Annotated in this window: 18 protein-coding genes; 7 read left to right on the forward strand and 11 right to left on the reverse strand. The window is 67.5% G+C overall.

The annotated features are described in order from the left end of the window. Window positions 1-26: 26 nt before the first annotated feature. Window positions 27-2120, reverse strand: a complete 2094-nt coding sequence (locus tag FG94_RS10990; protein WP_229445917.1) for a TonB-dependent receptor — start codon at window positions 2118-2120, stop codon at window positions 27-29. Window positions 2121-2283: 163 nt separating this feature from the next. Here FG94_RS10990 and FG94_RS10995 point away from each other — a divergent pair, with 163 nt between their 5' ends. Further along, window positions 2284-3534: a PepSY domain-containing protein gene (locus tag FG94_RS10995; protein ID WP_081925922.1), complete on the forward strand. Its 1251-nt coding sequence runs from the start codon at window positions 2284-2286 to the stop codon at window positions 3532-3534. Window positions 3535-3591: 57 nt separating this feature from the next. Here the strand turns inward: FG94_RS10995 and FG94_RS11000 are convergent, their stop codons facing one another. From FG94_RS11000 to FG94_RS11015, 4 genes are all read right to left on the reverse strand, one after another. Continuing rightward, entirely contained in the window at window positions 3592-4242 is a 651-nt protein-coding gene (locus tag FG94_RS11000; protein ID WP_081925923.1) for a hypothetical protein, read from the reverse strand. Between the two features lie 9 nt (window positions 4243-4251). Next, a complete protein-coding gene (locus tag FG94_RS11005; RefSeq protein ID WP_036211159.1) occupies window positions 4252-5436 on the reverse strand; it encodes a zinc-dependent alcohol dehydrogenase in 1185 nt (394 codons plus the stop codon). 215 nt (window positions 5437-5651) lie between these two features. Next, the gene (locus tag FG94_RS11010) at window positions 5652-6521 is read right to left on the reverse strand and encodes a neutral zinc metallopeptidase (protein ID WP_036211162.1); all 870 of its coding nucleotides are present in this window, start codon (window positions 6519-6521) and stop codon (window positions 5652-5654) included. Between the two features lie 33 nt (window positions 6522-6554). After that, entirely contained in the window at window positions 6555-6743 is a 189-nt protein-coding gene (locus FG94_RS11015) for a hypothetical protein (protein ID WP_036211463.1), read from the reverse strand. Between the two features lie 182 nt (window positions 6744-6925). On the opposite strand from FG94_RS11015, the gene FG94_RS11020 reads away from it, so the two are divergent. Beyond that, on the forward strand, window positions 6926-7861 hold the full coding sequence (locus FG94_RS11020) for a class I SAM-dependent methyltransferase (protein WP_036211165.1): 936 nt from the start codon (window positions 6926-6928) through the stop codon (window positions 7859-7861). 12 nt (window positions 7862-7873) lie between these two features. Here FG94_RS11020 and FG94_RS11025 read toward each other — a convergent pair whose 3' ends face one another. Both FG94_RS11025 and FG94_RS11030 read right to left on the reverse strand, forming a co-directional pair. Next, window positions 7874-8992, reverse strand: coding sequence for a PHB depolymerase family esterase (locus FG94_RS11025; RefSeq protein WP_036211168.1), 1119 nt, complete (start codon window positions 8990-8992; stop codon window positions 7874-7876). A gap of 12 nt (window positions 8993-9004) precedes the next feature. Then, a complete protein-coding gene (locus tag FG94_RS11030) occupies window positions 9005-9412 on the reverse strand; it encodes a CopG family transcriptional regulator (protein WP_036211171.1) in 408 nt (135 codons plus the stop codon). A gap of 153 nt (window positions 9413-9565) precedes the next feature. On the opposite strand from FG94_RS11030, the gene FG94_RS11035 reads away from it, so the two are divergent. Continuing rightward, the gene (locus FG94_RS11035; protein WP_036211466.1) at window positions 9566-10534 is read left to right on the forward strand and encodes an IS1595 family transposase; all 969 of its coding nucleotides are present in this window, start codon (window positions 9566-9568) and stop codon (window positions 10532-10534) included. Window positions 10535-10595: 61 nt separating this feature from the next. Here the strand turns inward: FG94_RS11035 and FG94_RS11040 are convergent, their stop codons facing one another. The 3 genes from FG94_RS11040 to FG94_RS11050 are packed head-to-tail and all read right to left on the reverse strand — an operon-like array spanning window position 10596 to window position 14528. Then, window positions 10596-11306 (reverse strand): YjjG family noncanonical pyrimidine nucleotidase, encoded by a 711-nt coding sequence (locus FG94_RS11040; protein WP_036211174.1) that lies wholly within the window; start codon window positions 11304-11306, stop codon window positions 10596-10598. A 26-nt stretch (window positions 11307-11332) separates the two neighbouring features. Then, the gene (locus tag FG94_RS11045) at window positions 11333-12469 is read right to left on the reverse strand and encodes a DUF1624 domain-containing protein (protein WP_036211177.1); all 1137 of its coding nucleotides are present in this window, start codon (window positions 12467-12469) and stop codon (window positions 11333-11335) included. A gap of 4 nt (window positions 12470-12473) precedes the next feature. Next, window positions 12474-14528: a TonB-dependent receptor gene (locus FG94_RS11050; RefSeq protein ID WP_051996474.1), complete on the reverse strand. Its 2055-nt coding sequence runs from the start codon at window positions 14526-14528 to the stop codon at window positions 12474-12476. A 171-nt stretch (window positions 14529-14699) separates the two neighbouring features. Here FG94_RS11050 and FG94_RS28180 point away from each other — a divergent pair, with 171 nt between their 5' ends. Genes FG94_RS28180 through FG94_RS11060 form a run of 3 tightly spaced genes read left to right on the forward strand, consistent with a single transcriptional unit; the run spans window position 14700 to window position 16898 of the window. Next, window positions 14700-15287 carry a hypothetical protein gene (locus FG94_RS28180; protein WP_229445918.1) on the forward strand — a complete coding sequence of 196 codons (588 nt, stop codon included), beginning with the start codon at window positions 14700-14702 and terminating at the stop codon, window positions 15285-15287. After that, window positions 15214-16098, forward strand: coding sequence for a nodulation protein NfeD (locus FG94_RS28185; protein ID WP_229445919.1), 885 nt, complete (start codon window positions 15214-15216; stop codon window positions 16096-16098). Before FG94_RS28180 ends, FG94_RS28185 begins: the two co-directional genes overlap by 74 nt. A 29-nt stretch (window positions 16099-16127) precedes the next feature. Beyond that, entirely contained in the window at window positions 16128-16898 is a 771-nt protein-coding gene (locus FG94_RS11060; protein WP_036211183.1) for a slipin family protein, read from the forward strand. A gap of 13 nt (window positions 16899-16911) precedes the next feature. Here the strand turns inward: FG94_RS11060 and FG94_RS28455 are convergent, their stop codons facing one another. Continuing rightward, entirely contained in the window at window positions 16912-20034 is a 3123-nt protein-coding gene (locus FG94_RS28455; protein ID WP_051996476.1) for an amidohydrolase family protein, read from the reverse strand. Between the two features lie 337 nt (window positions 20035-20371). Between FG94_RS28455 and FG94_RS11070 the strand changes: the two genes are divergently transcribed. Next, a complete protein-coding gene (locus FG94_RS11070; RefSeq protein ID WP_036211186.1) occupies window positions 20372-21697 on the forward strand; it encodes a DUF3422 family protein in 1326 nt (441 codons plus the stop codon). The last annotated feature ends 262 nt before the right edge of the window (window positions 21698-21959 follow it).

Genomic DNA, 21959 nt, shown 5'->3' on the forward strand with positions numbered 1-21959 from the left:
AAGGCTGCCGGCCTGCCTTGGCGGCCTCAGAAGCTGCGGTTCCAGCTCAGGGCCAGGGTGCGGCCGCGGCCGGCGTAGGTGGCATTGACATCAACTGCAGATGCCGACTGCGAGTAGTAGCCGACGTAGTATTTGTCGAACATGTTCTCGAGGCTCAGGCCGAAGCGGCCGTAGGCGCTGTCCCAGGTCAGGGCGGCATCGACCAGGGTGTAGCCCTTGAAGTGCTCTTCCAGGTTGCTGGTGCCGACGCGGCGGCCGATGTTGATGTCGCGGTCGCGCAGGTGGGTGGCCTGCAGGCGCAACTGGGTCTGGGGACGGAATATCCAGTTGGCGCCCAGTACCGACTTGTCCGGGCCCTGCGAACGGGCGCCCAGGTCGAGGTCCATCGGTGCGCCTTGCGTGGCGGCGGTCTTGCCGTCGAGGGTGGCCCAGGTGCCGAACACGCTCCACTCCTTGCTCGGGCGCCATTCGGCATTTGCTTCCCAGCCCTTGACCGTGGTCGGCACGCGCTCGACCAGGCCGATGCCGGCCGAGGTAATGCGGATCACGCTGCCGAGTTTGGAGCGCGAATCGTAGCGCGACAGGCCGAACTGGCCCTTGGGACCACGCCAGTTGATGCCGACCTCGTTGTTGCGGGTAACGATGGGCTGCAGGCTGATCAGGCTCGACACCGACTGGTTCGGCACGGCCACGCCGCGCAGCACCAGGCCGGCGTCCGGCAGCCCAAAGCCTTCCGAGCTGCCGGCAAAGGCCGACCAGCCCGGGGCGAAGCGCCACACGGCACCGATGTTTTTCACAGCTTTCGAGAACTCGGCCGAACCGCCCTCCACCCGGCGGCTGCCGTAGGCGGCCAGGGTGGTGTAGGTGTCGACATCGAGCTTGGCGTCCTCGAAGCGCACCCCGCCGCGCACGGTCACCGGGCCGAACTCGTACTCGAGCTGGGTGAAGGGCGCCAGCGAGCGGAATTTCAGTTCCGGCACCCAGGTGCGGCCAGTACCGGCCAGGCGCTGCTGCGGGTTGTCCTGCAGCCAGTCGACACCTGCCGTCAGCTCCAGCCCCTGCACCAGGACGTCCGGTCGCACCCAGGTGATGCGCGAACCGCGCTTGTCGGTCACCACCTGCGACTGGTCCCACAGGCTGCCGACCGGGGCGATGGCCCGGTCCTGGAAGGTGGAGGTATTGGTGGCGCCGTACAGTGCGGAAAACTCGTGGCCGAACACTTGCACGGTGAGGTAGCCGCCGCCCAGGTCGTTGTGGCGATAGTCGAGGCTGGCGCTGCGCACCTTGTTACGCGGCGGCATGCCGATCGGCGTGCCGGGTGCCGAGCTGGTCGGCAGGCCTTGCGCCAGGTTGCCCGGCACGCTGCGGTAGTCGCCGTCACCGGCCAGGTCGAAGCGGTTCAGGGTCAACTGCAGGCGCTGGTCGCCGAAGTTCTTGCCCATCTTGACGAACAGGTCGTTGCCGTGCGAATCCATGGTATCGCCCTGGACCGCGTCGATGCCCAGGCGGCGGCCGCTGCCGTCGTAGCCCATGCCGCGCCGCTGCACGCTGGCATAGGCCAGCATGTCGAAGTCGCCCGACTTGTGGCTGACGGTCAGACCGGTCTTCCAGTCCAGGTTGTCGGATTCGAACTGGCTGGCCAGGCGGGCGTTCACCGTGTACGTGGTGCCCTCGACCCGCGGGGTCTTGGTGATGTAGTTGATGATGCCGCCGGTCGCGCCCATGCCCTGCATGGCCGAGGCACCGTTGATGACTTCGATGCGTTCGATGATCGCGCTGTCGGCGAAATAGCCTTCGCGCATGCCGGCGCGCAGCGGGTTCGATTGCGGGATGCCGTCGAACAGGATCAAGGGCTGGCGGCCGCGCAGCGACTCGCCGGTGGAGGTCATCTTCTGGCGGCTCGGGGCGTAGCCCGGCACGTAGGTTGCGAGCGCCTGCGAGGGATCGTCGGCGATCAGGTACTGGGTTGCGAGTTCCTGCTGGGTGATGACCGAGACCGCGCCCGGGATCTTGTCGACGGCCTTGGCGGTGCGGGTGGCGGTGACGACGACCGAGGCAAGGTTTTCTTCCTTGTTCTCCTGCGGCGTCTGTTCTTGTGCGATGGCGTGGGGTAAGGCCATCAACATGCATGCGGTGGCGACGGCGGCGGGGATCGCTTTAAGTGAGTTGTTCTTATTCATGGATACGAAATACGCTTGCTCAGCAGGAATTCCTAAATGATAATCGTTATCATGTAATGACGCAAGATCGAGAATCATTCTCATTTAGGTTATCATTCCCGACATGAAACCGCTCATCCGCACCGTTCACCTCTGGGCCGGCCTGATTTTCGGCACCATCCTTGTTTTGCAAGGGCTCACCGGCACCGTCATCGGCTGGCGCCATGAACTCGATGCCTGGCTCAATCCGGGTCTGCTGAGGGTGGCCCCGCCCGCAGGCGCCCCCGCCGGCCTTGAAGCCCGCCCGGCCCCGGCCCAGGTGGCGGCGGTGATGGCGCGCTTGCAGGACGAGCCCGGCTATGGACGGCCCGACACCCTGTTCCTGCCGGAAGTGCATGGAGACGTGTACGTCGCCTGGTACCGGCCGCAGAAGCCGGATTCCAGCTGGACGCAGGGCGTGACGCGCCAGGTCATGGTCGACCCGGCCAACCTGGCGATCCTGGGGGAGCGCGACTGGGGCGAAGCCGGCCTGTCGCGGCCGCTCCTGATGCCGACCCTGTTCCACCTGCACCGCTACCTGATGGCGGGCGATGCGGGCAAGATCGTCATCGCCGTGCAGGGCCTGGCCCTGATGCTCCTGTGCTTGAGCGGCATCGTGGTGTGGTGGCCGAAGATGACCTTATCGGCCTTCTGGCATGCGATCTCGGTACGGCGCGGCAGCAACTGGCCCAAGTTCAACTTCCAGCTGCACCGCGCCGCCGGCTTCTACGTGGCGCCGGTGCTGCTGGTGCTGGCCTTCTCGGGGGTCTATTTCAACGCCCCGGACTGGGTGACGCCGGCCATCCGCGCCGTCGCGCCGCTGACCAAGAACGAGAAGGCGCTGAATACCAGCGCGAAGGAGGTTCCGCGCATCGACGCCGGTGCGGCGATGGCGGCGGCGCAGGTGCGCTACCCGGAAGGCCGGGTGTCGCGCATCGGCATCCCGGCCAAGCCGGACCAGCCCTATGAAGTGCGGGTGCGCCAGCCGGGCGAGCTGCGCCACGGTGCAGGCGCCACCCGCGTGAGCGTGGATGCCGGCAGCGGCGAGATAGTACGCGCCATCGACCCGCTCACGGCCCGCGGCGGCGACTGGTTCGTCAGCACCCTGTTCCCGCTGCACACCGGCGAAGCCTTTGGCCTGGCCGGGCGCATCCTGATCAGCGTGGTGGGCCTCACGCCCATGCTGTTCTTCATCACCGGCCTGGTGGTCTGGATCAAGTTCCGCCGCAAGCCGGCCAAGCGCAAGGCGCCCGCCAAGGTGGCGGCGCCCCGCCCTGCACCGGTGCTGGTGCAGACCGAGGCGTCGCCCGTACTGAACGATCCACGCTACGGTTGAGCGCAAGCAGCAGGCCCGCCAGGGCCCGCTGCCCCTGCTCATCGGAGCGCTTGAGGCTCAGCGGTAGTAACGATCGCCGTAACGGTCGCCCTCGTAGCGGCTGCGCTCGTAGCGATCGTCGTCGCGGTCGCGCCGCTTCATCAGGTAGATCGCCGTGCCCACCACGGCGGCGGTGATCGCCACCTTCTTGGCCAGCCCGGCCGGGTTGTGCTTCATTTCGGCCTTGATGCCCATCTCGCCCAGCACGTTCGGGACCTTCCCGTGCGCCAGGTCGTCGGCGATGCCTTCGACCACGTTGACGCGGTCGGCCAGCAGCAGGAGCAGCCAGTGGCGCAGGTCGTTCTCGGTCGACTTGAAGGCCAGGCGCCGGATCATGCCCGAGAGGCCGGAAGGTGGCTGCACGGTGCCGAAGATCTGGGTGATGCCCGGGCGTTCCGGAGAGACCAGCACTTCCACTTTTTCCTGCTGCTGCACCGGATCGCCCTCGGGCTGGTTGATGAAGCGCGGCGGGGTGCGTTCCATCGGCACGGCGGGGCGGTTCTTGCGGTCGAGGTCGGCGCCCCAGCCGTTGATGTGCTGCAGTTCCTGGCGCGAGGCGCGGCGCGGCGCGATGTGGCCCTGGCTCGGGTGCCGCTGCAGGTGGTCGTGGTCGTGGTCGTGACCATGCGCGTGATGGTGGTGTTCCTGGATATCGCTGCGTGGTTCCATGTTCGCTCCTCAATGCATTGCGCTGGCCGAGACCGCTTTGACCTGGTTGGCGTTTGGCGGGATCAGGATGGTCTTGATGCAGTTGTCGAGCTTGCCCGAGAAGATGTGATAGGCATCCGACACCTCTTCCAGCGGCACGCGGTGGGTGATGATTTCCTTCGGATTCAGGCGTCCCGCGCGGATATGCTCGATCAGGCGCGGCAGGTGGCGCTTGACGCTGGCCTGGTTCATGCGCAGGGTCAGGCCCTTGTTCAGGGCGTTGCCGATCGGGACCGCGTTGAATGTCGGGCCATAGACGCCGACGATCGACACGTTGCCGCCCTTGCGCACCGAGTTGATGCACCAGTGCAGCACGGTCGCGGCGCCGGCCTGCATCATCGTGTAGCGGCCGGTGAGCGTCTGCATGGCGCTGCCCGAGGCTTCGCAGCCGACCGCGTCGATGCAGACGTCGGCCCCCATCCAGTCGGTCATCTTCTTGATGTGCAAGGCCATGTCCTGCACTTCCTTGAAGTTGACCACTTCGCACTGGGCATAGCGCTTGACGAACTCGAGGCGGTATTCGATATGGTCGACCACGATCACGCGCCCTGCTCCCATCAGCCAGGCCGACTTGGCGGCGAAGATGCCGACCGGGCCGGCGCCGAACACCACGACCGTGTCGCCTTCCTTGATGTCGCCCATCTCGGCCGCCTGGTAGCCGGTCGGCACCGCGTCGGTAAGCAGCACGGCGTCGTCGTCATGGATGTCGTCGGGAATCACCATCGGACCGACGTCGGCCATCGGCACGCGCACCAGCTCGGCCTGGCCGCCGTCGTAGCCGCCCGCCGTGTGCGAGTAGCCGTAGATGCCGCCGACTGCGGTGGCTTGCGGATTCGTATTGTGGCAATTGCCGTACAGTTCTCGGTCGCAGAAGAAGCAGGAACCGCAGAACAGGTTGAATGGCACCAGCACCTTGTCGCCGACCTTCAGGTGCTGCACACCGGAGCCGACCTCTTCCACAACGCCGATGAACTCGTGGCCGAAGGTGTGGCCGACGCGGGTGTCGGGCACCAGGCCATGGTACAGGTGCAAGTCCGAGCCGCAGATGCAGGACCGGGTGACGCGCACGATGGCGTCGCCCGGGTGCTCGATGACGGGGTCGGGCTTGTGATCGGCGCGGACGCGGTAAGGCCCGCGGTAGTTCATTGCCAGCATAACTCCTCCTCGATGATTGTTTGCAACGGGATACAAAACGCCCGCCAGCTTGGCGGGCTCGTGCAAATACGTTATGTCAAAACACTAAGGATGGCGATACGCGCACGGAAACGAACGGGGCGTTTTGCGGATTTTCCGGGCAACGGGCCGCTCGACGAGGGCTTGTCCTACAAGCGACCCGCTTTTCGCGGATGGTCACAGCCGGAGCTGGTCTGTTATAGCTGGCGCGCCTCGAAGGTATTGCACTGTTCCACGCTGCCGGTCTCCAGGCCGCGCGTAAACCAGCGCACCCGCTGGGCCGAGCTGCCGTGGGTAAACGAATCCGGCACCACGGTGCCCTGCGACTGGCGCTGCAGGGCGTCGTCGCCGATGGCGGTGGCCGCCGCCAGAGCAGTCTCGACGTCGCCCGCCTCCAGGATCTGCTCGCGCTTGTTGGTGCGGTTGGCCCAGACGCCGGCGAAACAGTCGGCCTGCAGTTCGAGGCGCACCGAGAGGGCATTGCCTTCCCGCTCTGAAGCGCGCTGCTGTGCGTTGTGGACCTTGTCCGACAGGCCCAGCAGATTCTGCACGTGGTGGCCGACTTCGTGCGCGATGACGTAGGCCTGGGCGAACTCGCCGGCCACGTTGAAGCGCTGTTGCATCAGGCGGAAAAAGCTCAGGTCGATATAGACCTGGCCGTCGGCCGGGCAATAAAAGGGGCCGGTGGCGCTGCGGCCGGTGCCGCAGGCGGTCGGAGTCGCGCCCTCGAACAACACCAGCCTCGCCGGCCGGTATTGCGCGCCCTGCTCCGCGAAGATCTGGGCCCAGGCGTCTTCGGTGTAGGCCAGCGTGGTCTTGACGAACTGGGTCTCGCGGTCGTTCGCCGGTGCGCCCTGGGGTCCCTGGGGCGCCTGCTGCACCTGCACCGGCCCGCCACCGCCGCCGAGGATCACGCTCGGATCGATGCCGAAAAATACGCTGCCGATCAGCGCGATGACCAGGGTGCCGATACCGACGGTCTTGCCGCCGAAGCCGAAACCACCGCTGCCACCGCCGCCGCGGCGGTCCTCCACGTTGTCGCTCTGTCGATCACCTTCCCATTTCATCGCCTGTTCTCCTCATGGCCAGTGGCGGCGCCATCAGCGCCCCTGATGCCGTTTCAAATTGCTGGTGTCGGCGCGTTCGCGCGCATCTTTCAGGCGAAATTCCTCTTCCAGCGGCGCCAGCCCGCTGCGCGCCTCGTCGTGCAGGGCACGTTCGTGGCGTTCGCGGGCGACTTCACGTTCCACGCGGCCGAGCGGCCCTTCGATCCCGTCCCTGTTCGCCATGTTCCCCTCCTTGTTGTCGGGCCAGGCGGCCATGCCGCCCCCGTGTGATCGAGTATGGACACCCCTGCCGTATTGGACTGTTCGCATGTTCACATATGCGCGGCAATTTCCCATTGCCAAGCTCACGATCAGCGTTAGCTCGCGCACAGCAGCACCGCATACGGTATGCGACGCTGGCAGGCATGACAAGTCCACACGCCCATGCCCTCGTCGCCCTCGGCCGCTACCTGCGCGAGCACGACTACCGTTTCATCACGGTGACCCCGTCCACGCACCGCCGCATCAACCGCCGCCCCGGCAACGAACGGGCGCTGGATCTGCGCGGCATCTTCGGCTGGAGCCGGCCCTTCGCCGCCGAGGACGTGGCGCCGGAACTGCTGGACCTGATGCGCGAGGCCGGCATCGTCGAGCCCGACGGCGCCCTGCTGCGCTCGACGCTGCGCGCCTCGAGCCTGGGCGAACTGCTGGCCTTCCACTCGGCCTATCCCACGGACGACGACGACGCCGTCTTCTTCGGTCCCGATACCTACCGTTTCGTCGGCACCATGGGACGCGCCTTTCCCTGGCTCGGTTCCGGTCCGGTGCGGGCGCTCGACATCGGCTGCGGCGGCGGGGCCGGCGCGCTGGCGATCGCGCGCCACTTCCCGCACGCCGAGGTGATCGGCGCCGACATCAACACGCGCGCGCTGGCGCTGACGGTGGTGAACGCGCGGCTGGCGGAACTGCCGAACCTGCAGGCCTGTCACAGCAACCTGTTCGACAGCCTGATTGGTGACTTCGACCTGATCGTGTCGAACCCGCCCTACGTGCTCGATCCGAGCGAACTGCCCTACCGCCACGGCGGCGGCATGCGCGGCGCCGAGCTGTCGGTGCGCATCGTCAAGGAAAGCCTGGGACGGCTGCGCCGGGGCGGCAACCTGATGCTGTACACGGGCGTGGCGATCACCGGCGCGCAGGACGAATTCCTGGAAGCGATCCGGCCCGAGCTGGAAGCCCAGTGCGACCACTGGAGCTATGAAGAGCTGGACCCGGACATCTTCGGCGGCCAGCTGGGGGAGCCCGGCTACGAAGAGGCGGAGCGGATCGCGGCCGTGTGGCTGCACGCGATCAAGCGCTGACGCCGGACGGCCCTAGCGGCCGTGCTCAAGGAAGAAAGCCAGCATCTCGCTCGAGGCGTTCGGTCCGCTGGCGTCCGTGTGCGAACCGGCCGCCTTGCCGCCGGCCCAGGCGTGCCCCATCCCATGCACCAGCCAGTGCTCGGCCAGGCGCCGGCCCTGCGCGTCGCGCCAGCAGCTGCGGGTGAAGCGGCGCCCGCCGGCATTGCCGTCCTGGCGCTCGCGCTGCATGCTCCCCGCCTGCGCGCCGCTGAACTGGCGCAGCACCGCCTCTCCATTACCGGCGTTGACCACGTGGTCGGCATCGCCATGGAAGACGATGACCGGCACGCCCTGTCCGGCTGGCGTGGGCGAAGGCGGATGCTTCATCGCATGCAGGCCCGAGATCATGTCCTTGCCGGTACCGGCCGCCAGGCCGGAATGGATGCCGATCGCCGCAAACAGTTCCGGATACTCCGCGCCGAGGATGGACGCCATGGCGCCGCCGGCCGACAGGCCCGCCGCATACACGCGGCGCGGATCGGCGCCGTGCTCGGCGAGGATCTCGCGCGTCATGGCCGCCAGGATGGCCGGCTCGCCGCTGCCGCGCCGCTGCTGGCCTGGCTCGAACCAGTTCCAGCAGCTGTTATGGTTGGCGGAGCGGTCCTGTTCGGGATACAGGACCAGGCAGCCGTGTTCCTCGGCGATGGAATTCATCGCCGTGCCTGCAGCGAAGTCGTCGGCATTCTGAGTACAGCCGTGCAGCATCACCACCAGCGGGCGCGGACCCTCGGCGGCGCCGGCCGGCACGTACAGCTTGTAGCGGCGCCGGCCTTCCGGGCAGGCGAAGCTGCCGTCGATGAAGCGGCCCGGTCCGAGGTCGGCGGGGGCATGCGGCTGGCGCTGCCAGCCTGGCCGCGCACCAGTCATTGGTGAGCGCGGCCGGACCTTGGCCCTGGGCGGCGCCTGCGTCGCGCCGGGTGCCGGATTGATGTCGATGATGGTGGGCGTGTCCTCAGCCGGCGCCGCCGGGGTCATCAAGCCTGCCTGTTGCAGTGCGCGCTGGATGACGTCGGTAGCGGCGCCGGGGTCGCCGGCGCGGACGCGCTCGGCCGAGGCCATCATCTGGCGCACGAATTCGTCGATGGGTTTCATGGGAATCCTGTTCTATGTGTGAATACGGTCGGCAAGCGCCTGCCTCACGGCGGGCAACGCGATGAAGGCGCCCAGGACCTGGACCGAGGCGATCGCAGCGCTTGCCAGTTCCGGCGTCACGTCGTCTTCGATCACGGCCAGTCCGAGCACATGGACCTCGAGGCGCTGGCCGCTGGCGACCACCTCCTCCAGCTCCTTGCGGGTATAGCGGTGCTGCCCGAGCACGTAGCGCTTGCGCACCACGATCTGGCGCAGTGCGTCGGCGTGGGCCAGCAACTGGTTGCGCAGGGCGGTACGGACGAAGTCGGTCCGGTTCGAATAAAAGCCTTCGTTGATCAGGAGGTCGACCTGGGCCAGGTCGACCAGGCCGACGTTGACGGTGACTTTCTCACTCTCGGGAACACGTACGGTTGGGTGCATTATCTTCTCCTTGTACTCCAGGTGGAGTATAAGGGGAGTATTACAAGACCTGCCGCGCAAAAAAAATGGCGCTGTCAACCTTAACTATGGATGAGCGCGGAACTGCTGAGCTGCTTCATGGTCGAACGCCTGTCACCACAGACGGGAACGACCATGCGCGCACCGCATTTCAAGAAGTGGTTTGCCAGACTCCCTGCACTGAACCTGCCCCAGCGCCTGCAAACGCTGGCCGCCCTGCTTCCCGCTGCCGGGCTGGACCAGGTGATCGCCCTTATCGGCCAGATCGGCGGAGCGGTGCGTCGCTGCCCCAGTTGTGCCTGCGAACGTTACTACCGGCATGGGCAAGCGAACGGCTTGCAGCGCTACCGCTGCCGCGCCTGCGGCCGCACTTATAACGACCTGAGCGGCACGCCGCTGGCGCGGCTCCGGCTACGTGAAAAATGGCTCGATTACCTGGGCGCTGTGCTCGACTCGAAATCGGTGCGCGCAGCCGCCAGCGAGGTCGGCGTGCACCGCAATACCGCTTTCCGCTGGCGCCACCGCTTCCTGGAGCGCCCCAGGCATGCCCAGCCGACACGTCTGGGCGGCATTGCCGAAGCGGACGAGATGTTCATGCTGGAATCGCAGAAAGGCGCGCGCAAGCTGAACCGTCCGGCACGCCGGCGTGGCGGCCGGGCGGGCAAGCGCGGCATTTCACGCGAACTGGACTGCATTCTGGTCGCTCGCGACCGCGGTGGCCAAACCGTCGATGCCGTGGTCGGCCGTGGCTCCTTGACGGCGGCGCAGCTGGAGCGCCACCTGCTGCCCCGGCTCGACCGGCAGGTGCTCTTGGTCAGCGACGCCCATGCGGCGTACCGCAGTTTCGCCCGCAAGCATGGCATTGCGCACCAGGCGGTGAACCTGCGTGCAGGCGTGCGGGTACGGCGTGGCGTTGCCGGCGCCATCCATGTGCAGAACGTAAACGCCTACCACCAGCGCTTCCGGCAATGGTTGAGCCGCTTCCGCGGAGTAGCTTCGCGCTACCTGCCGAACTACCTCGGATGGCGTCGGACGCTCGACGGTGGACGGATCACGACGGTGGAGCAGTTGCTGCGCATCGCGATGGGAGTCATCCATAGCTAACGCTGACAGCGCCAAAAAAATTGCCGGCACGGATGCCGGCGCCTTTTGTTGCCAAAAAGTCTCAGGCGGCCAGCGCCAGCTGCCTCAGCGCGGGGACGACCTGGTCCAGGGCGCGGACTTCGCAGCTGGGCAGCGCCAGGCTGTCGTTGGCCAGGCCGCCGGGGTTGAACCAGCAGCTGTCGATGCCGAAGCGGTTGGCGCCAAGGATGTCGGCGTCCAGGCGGTCGCCGACAATGACGGTCTCGTGCCTCGCGAAGGGCCGCGCGCGCGCCATCCGGGCGCTGAATTCGAAGAAGCGGCTGTCCGGCTTGGCGTGGCCGCAGGCCTCCGACGTCGCGACGAAGGAGATGTGCCCTTTCAATCCCGAGCTGGCGATGCGCCGGTGCTGGATGTGGTGCACGCCGTTGGTAATGATGCCGACCTCGCCACAAGCGGCCAGGCTCTCGCACAGCGCTTGCGCACCGTCGACCAGCACCACCGTCTCGGACAGGGATTCCAGGTACAGGCTGCTCGCCTTCGCCGGGTCCAGGTCGAGGCCGTTGCCGACAAAGGTCCGGCGGAAGCGCTCGACCTTCAGCACCTCCTTCGAGACCGAGCCGGCCTCGAAGGCGCGCCAGAGCGCCAGGTTGATCGCCTGGTACTGCTGGAACAAGGGTTCGAGGTCCCCCTGCAATCCGAGCTCGCCCATCGTACGGACAAAGGAGAGCTGTTCGGAGGCCTTGAAGTCGAGGAGCGTGTCGTCCAGGTCGAACAGGAATAATCGGTGTTTCATAACCCCCGATGGTAGCACGCGGCGGCCTACAGGTACTTCAGCCAGGCGATATCGCGCCGCCGTGCCTTGAGCCGTGCGAACGCTGCCACTGCCGGATACAGCGCCACACAGAGCAGCGCGCTCACGCCCCACACCGGCCCTACCCCGTCGAAGCGGGCCGCGTCCTTGTCGAATGCGGAAAAGGCAATCAAGAGCAGCTTGAGCGCGTACAGGTGGGCGATGTAGAAGAACATCGGCGCCGCGCCCAGCACCGCCAGCCGTTGCACGAGTGCTCCCTGCCGGCGTTCCAGCGCGCGCAGCAGCAACAGGCCCGCTCCGAGCGTCAGCGCGGTGAACAGCAGCGAAGGCGGATACTTGGTGACGTTGAAGAAGCCCATCACCGTGTCAACCGCCGTGGTGCCGGCGCTCCACGGCCGGTCGCCGTAGACGTTCGCCGCGCGCAGCAGCAGGAAGCCGACCAGCGCTCCGATACCCCACCCCAGCAGTCGGCTTGCGCGGCGCTGCGGCGTGAAGCTTGCGCCGAACCACGGCCCGCAGGCATAGCCCAGGCAGATGATGCCGATCCAGGGCAGTACCGGATAGGAGGTACGCAGGCGCAGCGTGTCGCCGAACTCCAGCCAGCCGCGCTCGTGCAGCACCGCCCAGATGGCGTGCAGCGGATGGCCGGGCGCGAAGTGCAGCGGGTCCAGCAGGTTGTGACCGGCGACGATCGCCAGACCGAGCGCGATCAGGAATGCGCGCGGCAGCCGCACCAGCGCCGCCAGCGCCAGCATCGACAGGCCGATCGCCCAGATCACCTGCAGGTAGATCACCTTGGGCGGAAAGCTCGCGGTCCAGGCAAAGTTGACGACCGTTAGTTCCAGCACCACCAGGAACAGGCCGCGCTTCCACAGGAAGCCTGCCGCCGCGCCTGCGCCGTCCTGCTGGCGCGCTCCGTACAGGAAGGCGGACAGGCCGGTGAGGAACACGAACACCGGCGCGCACAGGTGCGCCAGCAGGCGCGAGGCGAACAGCGGACCGGATGTCGTCGCCACGTCCATCGGGTCGGACACCTGCAGGTGCAGCAGGAAGGTCTCGCGCACGTGGTCGGCGAGCATGAACACCATCACCAGGCCGCGCAGCGCGTCGATGCCCATGATGCGGGAATGGAGCAGCTTCGTCATGGCCTTACAGCTTCACGTTCAGCGACAGATAGGCGGCGCGCCCCGCTCCCGCCGAGAACATCGGCTGGGCCTGGGCGGCAGGCCAGAAGAAGTTATCGTACCAGGCGTAGGCATGGCGGCGGTCGGCCAGGTTCTTGAGCTGCAGGTCCAGGCTCACGGTCCGGGTAAGCTGATGGCGCACGCTGGCGTCGAACAGCACGAGGCCGCCGAACTTGCCGAGCGCATTCGCGTTGTCGATGTAGTAGCTGCCCTGCGCGCGTCCCTGCAGCCCGAAGCGCCAGCGCTCCGAGAGATGATAGTCGGCGCCGAGGTTGGTGATGTGGCGCGGCGTGTGAAATACCTCCTTCCCGGCCAGCGACACCCCGTCGGCGGTAAACGCGCTCACCACTTCGGCTTTCTGCAGCGAGTGCGAGAACGTCAGGTCGACGCGCTCGCCGATGCGGCTTGACACCTGCAGGTCGAGCCCCTTGCGACGGGTCTCGCCCAGGCCGACCGTGGTGCCGGTGGCCGGCATGTTGGCCACTTCGCCGGTGGCGTCCTGCTGCCAGGCCGCGATGCGCAGGTCGGCCCCGGGCGCCGGCTTGAACTTGACGCCGAGCTCCTTGCCGGTATTGATCGAAGGCGCGAAGCCTTCCTGTCCCGGGGTCAGGTAGGCCGGCGCGCCTGAACCGGTCAGGATCTGGAAGGTGCGCCCCCAGTTGGCGTACAGACTCAGTTCCTGCGCCGGGCTGTAGACCATGCTGAGCTTGGGCTGCCGGATCCAGCCATAGTCCTGCAGGCGCGCGCGCAGTCCATTCGCATTGTTCAGGAAGCCGCCGCTGAACTTATCCAGCCGGAAGCCCGGGATGATCCTGAGCGATTCGAGCGGCCTGAGGATCGCCTGCACGTAGGCGCTGGTATTGTCGAGGGTATAGCTGTCGTCGTTCTGGACGGCGGCCGGGGTGGTGAAATTCGTCGGCAGCGCGAAGCTGTAGCGCAGGCGGCCATACGCGTTGTCCTGGCGCTCGGCGCTGATGCCGCTCTCGACCACCAAAGCGGCGTGGGCGCGCCAGGTCAGCGTGCTGAGAAAGCCGGTCTGGGCCTCGTCCCACAGGCGCCGCTGGCGCGGCGCGGTGCCCGCTGGATTGCTGGTGAAGGTGACGCGGCGGTCATCCAGGTAGCGGTTGTAGTACAGCTTGTTGCTCCAGAAGGTTTGCGGCGTGAGCTGCCAGTCCAGGTGGGCGCTCGCATGGCGCATGTCGCGCTCGCTGACGTCGTTGGCGTTCTTCGCGGGCGACTGGCGGCGGTCGCCGGACAGCTCCTGCGCGGTGAGGAAACCCGGTTCCTCGGCATCGTGGCGGTAGCTGCGCAGCACCAGGCCGGCCTTGAGCGCCTTGTCGGGCGAACTCAGGAACCACTTGGCGCCCACCGTGTACTTGTCCGAGCCGCTGTGCGCGCGGGAACCGTTCGATTGCTGTTTGGCGAAAAAGTAGTTCTGGGCCAGGCCGCCGCTCTCGCGTCCCAACGCCAGCTGGGCTTCGCGGCTGGCGAAACTGCCGACGCTCAGGCGCCCGTCCAGGTAGTTGCCGCCCTGGCGGGTGCCGAAGTTGATGTTCCCGCCGATGTTGTGCAGGCCGTAGCGCGGATCGTTGGTGCCGCGCACCACTTCGATGTAGTCCACCTCGAGCGGGAAGACCATGTCGATGAAGCGCTGGTTGCCGCTGTTGACATTGCTGGGAACGCCGTCGATCAGCACCTTGATGCCGTTGATATAGCCTTCCCCATTGAAGGCGCGGAAGCTCGCCTTGCCGGACTCCGCGCCCATGCGGGTCTCGGTGAGCTGCATGCCGGGCAGCTGGCCGAGCAGTTCCCAGCTGTTGGCGACGTTCTTGTCCTCGAGCTTGTCGGCGCCGAGCACGTCGACCGAACTCATGACGCTATTCGAGAGCAGCGCTCCGCCGGGACGCTGGGCGCTCACCCGGACTTCGCCCATCACCATCACGGGATCGTCGGCAAACGCGCACTGGCTGGACAGGAACAGGGCCGGGGCCAGCAGCATCGGCAGGAAGGGGTATTTCATGGATCGGGCACCTCGGAGCAGGGACAAGGCTCTAATGATAATGCATTCTCGTTATCGACTCAACCGTAAGCGGATGGGCGCAAGCCGGGAACACCCGGATGCGGATCGCGGTCCAAGTCTTGACCGGTCCGGTTCGCGGCCGGCAAGGCCTGATCCTGGGAGGCGACCGTGTTGCGCCACAAGCTCGCCGCGCTGCTGCCGGTCCTGGCCGCGCTCTCGCTCGCAGCCCTGCTTGCGCTCCTCGGCGCCGGCCCGGCAGCATCCGCCCCTGCATCCAGGCCTGCCGCCGTTGGCCTGCTCACCATCGACGGCGCCATCGGCCCGGCCAGCGCCGACCAGGTCGTGCGCGGCATCGCGCGCTCCGCCTCGCTCGGGCACGCGCTACTGGTCATCCGGATGGACACGCCGGGCGGCCTCGACACCTCGATGCGCACCGCGATCAAGGCCATCCTCGCCGCACCCGTGCCGGTCGCCGTCTACGTCGCCCCCAGCGGCGCACGCGCCGCCAGCGCCGGCACCTACCTCCTGTACGCCAGCCACGTCGCGGCGATGGCGCCCGGCACCAACGTCGGCGCGGCGACGCCGGTCGAGATCGGCATCGGGCCATCGCCCCCCCGCCGGCCAGCCCGCGCCAGGAGACAACGGCAAGGACGCCCCCAGGGCCGCCCGAAAGGAGGCCTCGCCCATGCAGGCCAAGGCGCTCAACGATGCCGCCGCCTACCTGCGCGGCCTAGCCCAGCTGCGCGGCCGCAATGCTGACTGGGCCGAGCGCGCGGTGCGCGAATCGGTCAGCCTCACTGCCGAGGAAGCGCTGCGCCTGAACGTGATCGATGTGGTGGCGCCCGACGTCCCGACCCTGCTGGCACGGCTGGACGGCCGCAGCGTCAATGTGCTGGGGCAGCCGCGCCGCCTGCAAACGAAAGGCGCGCTGCTGGTCGAGTTCGCGCCCGACTGGCGCACCAAGGCACTGGCCGCGATCGCCAATCCCAGCCTCGCCCTGCTCCTCATGACCGTCGGCATCTACGGCCTGGTGTTCGAGTTCATGAACCCGGGCGCGGTGGCGCCGGGCGTGATCGGGGCGATCTGCCTGCTGCTGGGCCTGTATGCCCTGCAGCTGCTGCCGGTGAACTACGCCGGCCTGGCCCTGATCGTGCTCGGCCTGGCCTTCATGGGCGCGGAAGCCTTCCTGCCCAGCTTCGGCATCCTCGGCCTGGGCGGGATCGCCGCCTTCGTGGCCGGCGCGCTGATGCTGATCGATACCGACCTGCCCGGCTACGGCATCCCGCCCGGCCTGGTCGGCACGCTGGCCACCGCCAGCGCCCTGCTGCTGTTCGGCACCGTGCGCCTGGCGCTCAGGACGCGCCGCCGCCCGGTCAGGAGTGGCGCCGCAAGCCTGATCGGAACGCTGTGCACGGTCGAACAGGTCGGCGAACGGCGCGCCAACGAGGCCTGGGTCAAGGTCGAGGGTGAGCAGACGATGCATCGTCTGCGCGCGCCATCAGCAGCACGCCCTTGCGCCGGGAGCAAACCGTGCGCATCGTCGGCCGCACCGGCCTGCAGCTCGAAGTGATCCCTGTCGAGAACAGCTAGGAGAATGCAATGATCACCGGTATCGGCCTTGGCCTTGGCGTCCTGTTCTTCCTGCTGCTGGCGCTGCTGGTCACGTCGATCCGGGTCCTGCGCGAATACGAACGCGGCGTCGTCTTCCAGCTCGGCCGCTTCTGGGGCGTGAAGGGGCCGGGCCTGATCATCCTGATCCCGGTACTGCAGCAGATGGTGCGGGTCGACCTGCGCACCATCGTGCTCGACGTGCCGACCCAGGACGTGATCTCGCGCGACAACGTCCCGGTCAAGGTCAACGCCGTGATCTACTTCCGGGTGGTGGACCCGGAGCGCGCCATCATCCAGGTCGCCAACTTCATGGAAGCCACCAGCCAGCTGGCCCAGACCACGCTGCGCGCGGTGCTCGGCAAGCACGAACTCGACGAGATGCTGGCCGAGCGCGAACGCCTGAACCTCGACATCCAGCAGGTGTTGGACGCCCAGACCGACGCCTGGGGCATCAAGGTGGCCAACGTCGAGATCAAGCACGTCGACCTGGACGAATCGATGATACGGGCGATTGCGCGCCAGGCCGAGGCCGAGCGCGAACGGCGCGCCAAGGTGATTCACGCGGAAGGCGAACTGCAGGCCTCGGAAAAACTGCAGCAGGCCGCCTTCGTGCTGGCGCAGCAGTCGGGCGCGATGCAGCTGCGCTACCTGCAGACGCTGAGCACGATCGCGGGCGACAAGTCGTCCACGATCGTCTTCCCCTTGCCGATCGACGTGCTGGCCGGCCTCGATGCGCGGGCGCGCAAGGAGGCCGGCTAGCGGGATTACGCGCTCAGTGCGCGTGGCCCCCGCCGGGCTCCTCGCAGTGATGCGGCTCCTCGCGGCACAGCGTCTCCCGCGCGGCCAGGGCCTGCCGGCGCGCCTCGAGCTGCTCCGGCGTCTGCGCCGGCGCCAGGATCTCCGGCACCGTGATCACCCGGCCATTCTTGACCACGAAGCGCACGTCGGCGGCGGCGCGCAGGTCCGCCAGCGGATTGCCGCCCACGGCGATCAGGTCGGCCAGCTTGCCGCTTTCCACGGTGCCGAGGTCGTCGCCCACCAGCGCGATGCGGGCCGCGTCGCGTGTCACCGAGTACAGGGCCGTCAGGTTGCCCTGCACGATCGCCGCCCCGCGCATGTTCAGGTGTAGCGAAATGCCCGGCACCACCAGGGGCGAGTCGGTGCCGTTGGCGACCAGCGCACCGGCGGCGCGCACCTTGGCCTGCTGGGTGGCGTCGTTGATGATGCTGGCCAGCTGGGTCGCGGTGGGCGGCTGGGCGTTCTGCAGGCTAGGGACGAAGTTCGGCGGCACCAGGATGAAGCGCGGATCGGTGACGATGCCCGGATCCAGCCCCGCCAGCGCGCTGCTTGAAAACAGGGTGTCGATCAGGTGGAAGTCGCCCTTGCCGTAGATGTCGGCCGCGTCCTGGTAAGTGATCGCGCGCGCGAAGGACTTCGACCAGCCGTAGCCCATGCGCTGCGTCGCCGACAGGTGGGTGGTGCCGCCCAGGCCCGTCGCCGCGCCCGGCTGCACCATGTGGGTGCCGCTCGGCACGCGCAGGTCGAGCGCCCCTTGCGCGATCCGCTCCATGATCGGGATCGGCGCGCGCACGTAGCTCTTCAAGAAGTCCGCATCGAAGCGCTTGGCCTTGGCGATCTCGAGCTCGGCGATGAGCGGCGTGCGCAGCGTACGCGCGAAATGGTAGAACTGGCGGTTGCCCTCCCACAGCGGCGGCGAGACGAACAGGCGCGGCCCCAGCAGGTTCCCGGCCTCGAGCGACTCGCGCATCTCCACGCTCTGGTGCAGCGGACCACCCACCGACTGCGCCGTCGTGATCCCGTAGGACAGCATCAGCTGGGCGATCTGGCCGAACTGGCCGCCCTGGTACAGGGTCAGCGGATGCAGGTGGGTTTCGATCAGGCCCGGCATCACGGTCAGGCCGCTGGCGTCGACCACGCGCACCCCGGCCGGATGATCGGTCTGCGGTCCGACCGACACGATGCGGTTGCCCTGGATGACGATGTCGACGTTCTGGCGCAAACTGCTGCCGACGCCATCCCACAGCGCCCCCGCACGGATCACGGTGCGCCCTTCCGGCACCGCCTGGCGATACTCGAGCCTGACCGGAATCTCGCGGGTGCCGCTGCCGTCGACGCGCACGGTGCGCACCCGCTCGGCCGACTTGTACAGGATGGTCCGCGAGTCGCCGCCCCAGGACGGCAGGTCGGCGATGTCCTCGGTAACCCGGCGCGCCTCGCCCGTCGGGGCGCCGTTCGGACCGACGGGAATCACGTAGAGGCGCGAATCCATGATGAAGGCCACGCGGGTCCCGTCCGGCGAGAGCACGGCAGCGCCCTCGTCGCGCTCGGCGATCTGGCGCGGCGCCGGCGCCACCGCGTAGAAGGTGCCGGTGCGGGTGGCCAGGTCGATCACGCGCAGCTTGTTGTAGCCCTCGCGGAAGCGGTTGTTGATGCGCTCGTTGTCCACCACGATGATGCGCTGGCCGTCGGGCGTCCATTGCGGGGTGCTGACCTGGGTGCTCACCGAGGGCAGGATCACCTCGAAGGTGCCGGCGGCGCGGTTCCAGATCTCGAGCTGGCCCGACAAGGTGGTGTAGGCGATGCGCCCGCCGTCCGGCGACAGCTTCGGCAGCGCCATCGAGCGTCCCGGGATGGCGGCCAGCCGCGTGCGGGCGCGTGTCGCCACGTCGACCTGGTCGACCGCCAGCTGGCCGGCATTGTTGCGCTCGGACGAGAAGTAGACCGCCTGCCCGTCCGCGGTCCATTGCGGGTTGACGTCGCGGTCCGGATCGTTCGTCAGCCGCACCGGCGCTTCGCCGATCCGCATGGCCCAGACGTCGTTCAGGGCCACGAAGGCGATGCTGCGCCCATCCGGCGACAGGACCGGGGCGCTGATGCCCTTCACCTGGCGCGGCCTGAAGTTGTCGAAGTTGCGGTCCTTGCCTTCGCGGATGTCGGGCCGGCGCAGCCTTAGTTCGGCGCGAAAAGCCACGTCGTTCGGATTGGCGCCGCTGGCGTCGCGGATGCGGATGTGCCCATCGGCCGTGTACAGGAAGCGCCCGTCCGGGAGGAAGCGCACCGGGAACGGGAAGATGTCCTCGTCGGTCGTCACCGCCGTGCCGCCCACCACCAGCTGGCGCGCGGCGTTCTGGTAGACCAGCGCGCTGCCGTCCGGGGTCCAGGCCGGGGCCGTGCCCGGCGCCACGACCGTCGGCGCGCCGCCACCGATCGGGGCGGTCACGACGTTGGCGCCGTCGACATAGGCCAGGCGGGCGCCGTCCGGCGACACCACCGGATTGCTCTCGGCCCCAGGACCGGTGGTGATCTGCGCCGGCGCGCCGCCATTCACGTCCACGCGCCAGATCTTGTACTGGCCGTCGCCGCTGCGGTCCGACGAGAACACCAGGCCGCTGCCGTCCGGCAGCCAGGCCGGTTCGCGGTCATCGTACGGACCGGTGGTGTGCTCGCGCAGATCACGTCCGTCCGGCGAGATCGTCCAGATATGGAAGTTCCCTTCCGGCGCGTAGTTCTGGAAAGCGATGCGCCTGCCATCGGGCGACCACACCGGCGCGGTCGGCTCGACGCGCCAGTCGGTGATACGGCGCGCCTGCCCGCCTTCGCGCGGAATGATCCACAGCGCGCCCTGGGCCGAGAACACGATCAGGCGGCCGTCCGGCGATGGCGCCGCCGCCATGTTGGTGCCTTCGCGCAGTTCGACCGTGAGGTCTTGCGTAGGGCCGCGCAGGTTGTTCAGCTCATCGACCCGGCCGCCGCCGGGAAACTGGCAGGCGGACAGCAGGGCCGCGCCGACGGCGAACGCGAGCAGGGAAAGTCGGGGTTGGCGGAGCGGGCAGGGGTGGTGAAAACTGCGGCGCAGGAAGCTGCGGGTAGTCATGTTTTCCTCCTGGATGGATTGCCAAATTGCACCAGAATGGTGCGGGCTTGACAGATCGATCCTCGGCCGGGCGTCTGACGAAATGCTGACAGATGAGTTCGCCTAGAAATGAAAGCGCCGCTAAACGCTGGCCGCCTGACCGTGCTCAAAGCATGTGCAGGAACGCAACCCGGGAAAGTGAGTCGGGTGAGTAAAAGCTATGTCTGATGATCATTTCCAACACTTTCCGCTCAAGCTCCTGAGTGTTCGATGTTAATCATTTGATGCAGCGCACAAAACGTCAAGTAATGACAGAATAGCGAAAAGGAATACTTCAATACTACTGAGAGAGCGTCGAGTGAGAGACTTCAACGTATCGCTGAACCATCCCCTGCGGGTGCCGCTCGCCGCCGAACTTCACTCGCGCCCGTTCATGCGTCTGGACGCGCCCGAGGCGATCACCCACCTGGCGGTCTATCACGGCGGGCAAGCCGGTCCGCCGGGGCGCCATTCCCAGCACCAGCTGTTGGGAGCCCTGTGCGGCCACTTCGGCGTCGCCGCCCCCGGCCCGGGCAGCAGCCACTTCTTCCACGACTTCGGCAGCTTCCGCCTGAAGTGGGAATGCCATACCGAGTTCGCCACCTATACGGTGACCACGCCGCTCCCGCCGGACATGGGAGCGTACGAGGCCTTCTCCCACGTGCCCCTGTCCTTCCTGCCCGCCAGCTGGCTGGCCAGCCTGGAAGGCAGCCTGATGGCTGCGGCCCACGTGGCGCTGGTCAAGGGCGCGGCCGACGCCTCGCGCCTGCCCTCGGTGTTCGAGCGCAACGGCCTGGCCGGTTCCTCGGTGATGCAGGGCGCCGAGCTGTGGACCGACTTCGCGATCCAGTCCGACGGCTTCAGCCGCTTCGTGATCCGCGACCTCGGCATGCGCCACCTGCAGGGCGGACGTCTGGTACAGCGGGTGCTGGAGATCGAAACCTACCGCATGATGGCCCTGCTCGGCCTGCCCGCCGCACGCACGGTCGGCACCGAGCTGGACGCGATCGAAGCGGAACTGTCCTCGCTGGCCAGCGCCATGGTGGCGACCGACATGGCGCCCGTCGAACATGGCGCGCAGGACGAGCAGCGCCTTCTAGGGCAGATCACGCGGCTGGCGGCACGCCTGGAAAAGCTGGTGCTCGACAACGGCTACCGCTTCTCGGCCTCGAAGGCCTATTTCGGCCTGGTCAAGGCGCGCATCGAGGAGCTGCGCGAAGTGCGCATCGAGGGCACGCCCACGGTGGAGGAATTCATGGAACGCCGCCTGGCGCCGGCCATGCAGACCTGCGCCGCGGTCAGCGCGCGCCAGGACGCGCTGGCGCGCCGCATCGCCGACACCAACGACCTGCTGCGCACCCGGGTCGGCATCGTGCAGGAGCTGCAGAACCGGCGCATCCTGGAATCGATGAATGCGCGTGCGGCGCAGCAGCTGCGGCTGCAGCTGGCGGTTGAAGGATTATCGGTGGCGGCGATCTCCTACTACCTGGTCGGGCTGCTCGGCTATGCGGGGAAGGCGGCCAAGGCGGCCGGGGTGCCGATCAATCCGGATCTGATGCTGGGGATTCTGGTGCCGGTGGTGGCGGTCGGGGTGTGGGTGGCGCAGCGGCGGGTGCATCAGCGGATTGGGCGGCGCGGGCATTAGGGCAACCGATATCCCCCTCTCAAAGAGGGCATCCCTCCAAGCGCGCTTGTTCGAATGTTGATTGCTGGCAGCCCGGTTCGACGCCGTGCCAGTCGTTCCAGCGCCTCATCCTGATGTATGAGCAGGATCGGTTAGGAGCGAAACTCGCCGGGCTTGGCATTCATCTGCGCGCGCTCTACAGCAATCTGTGCTAGTCTGGCGCTTCTCCCCCCTATCTTCCTCAGATAGTCTTCCCTCCTCTGCGCCGTGCCTTGGTCCGCCG

The sequence above is a fragment of the Massilia sp. LC238 genome (assembly GCF_000735635.1).
In the GTDB taxonomy this organism is placed as follows: Bacteria; Pseudomonadota; Gammaproteobacteria; order Burkholderiales; family Burkholderiaceae_D; genus Telluria; species Telluria varians.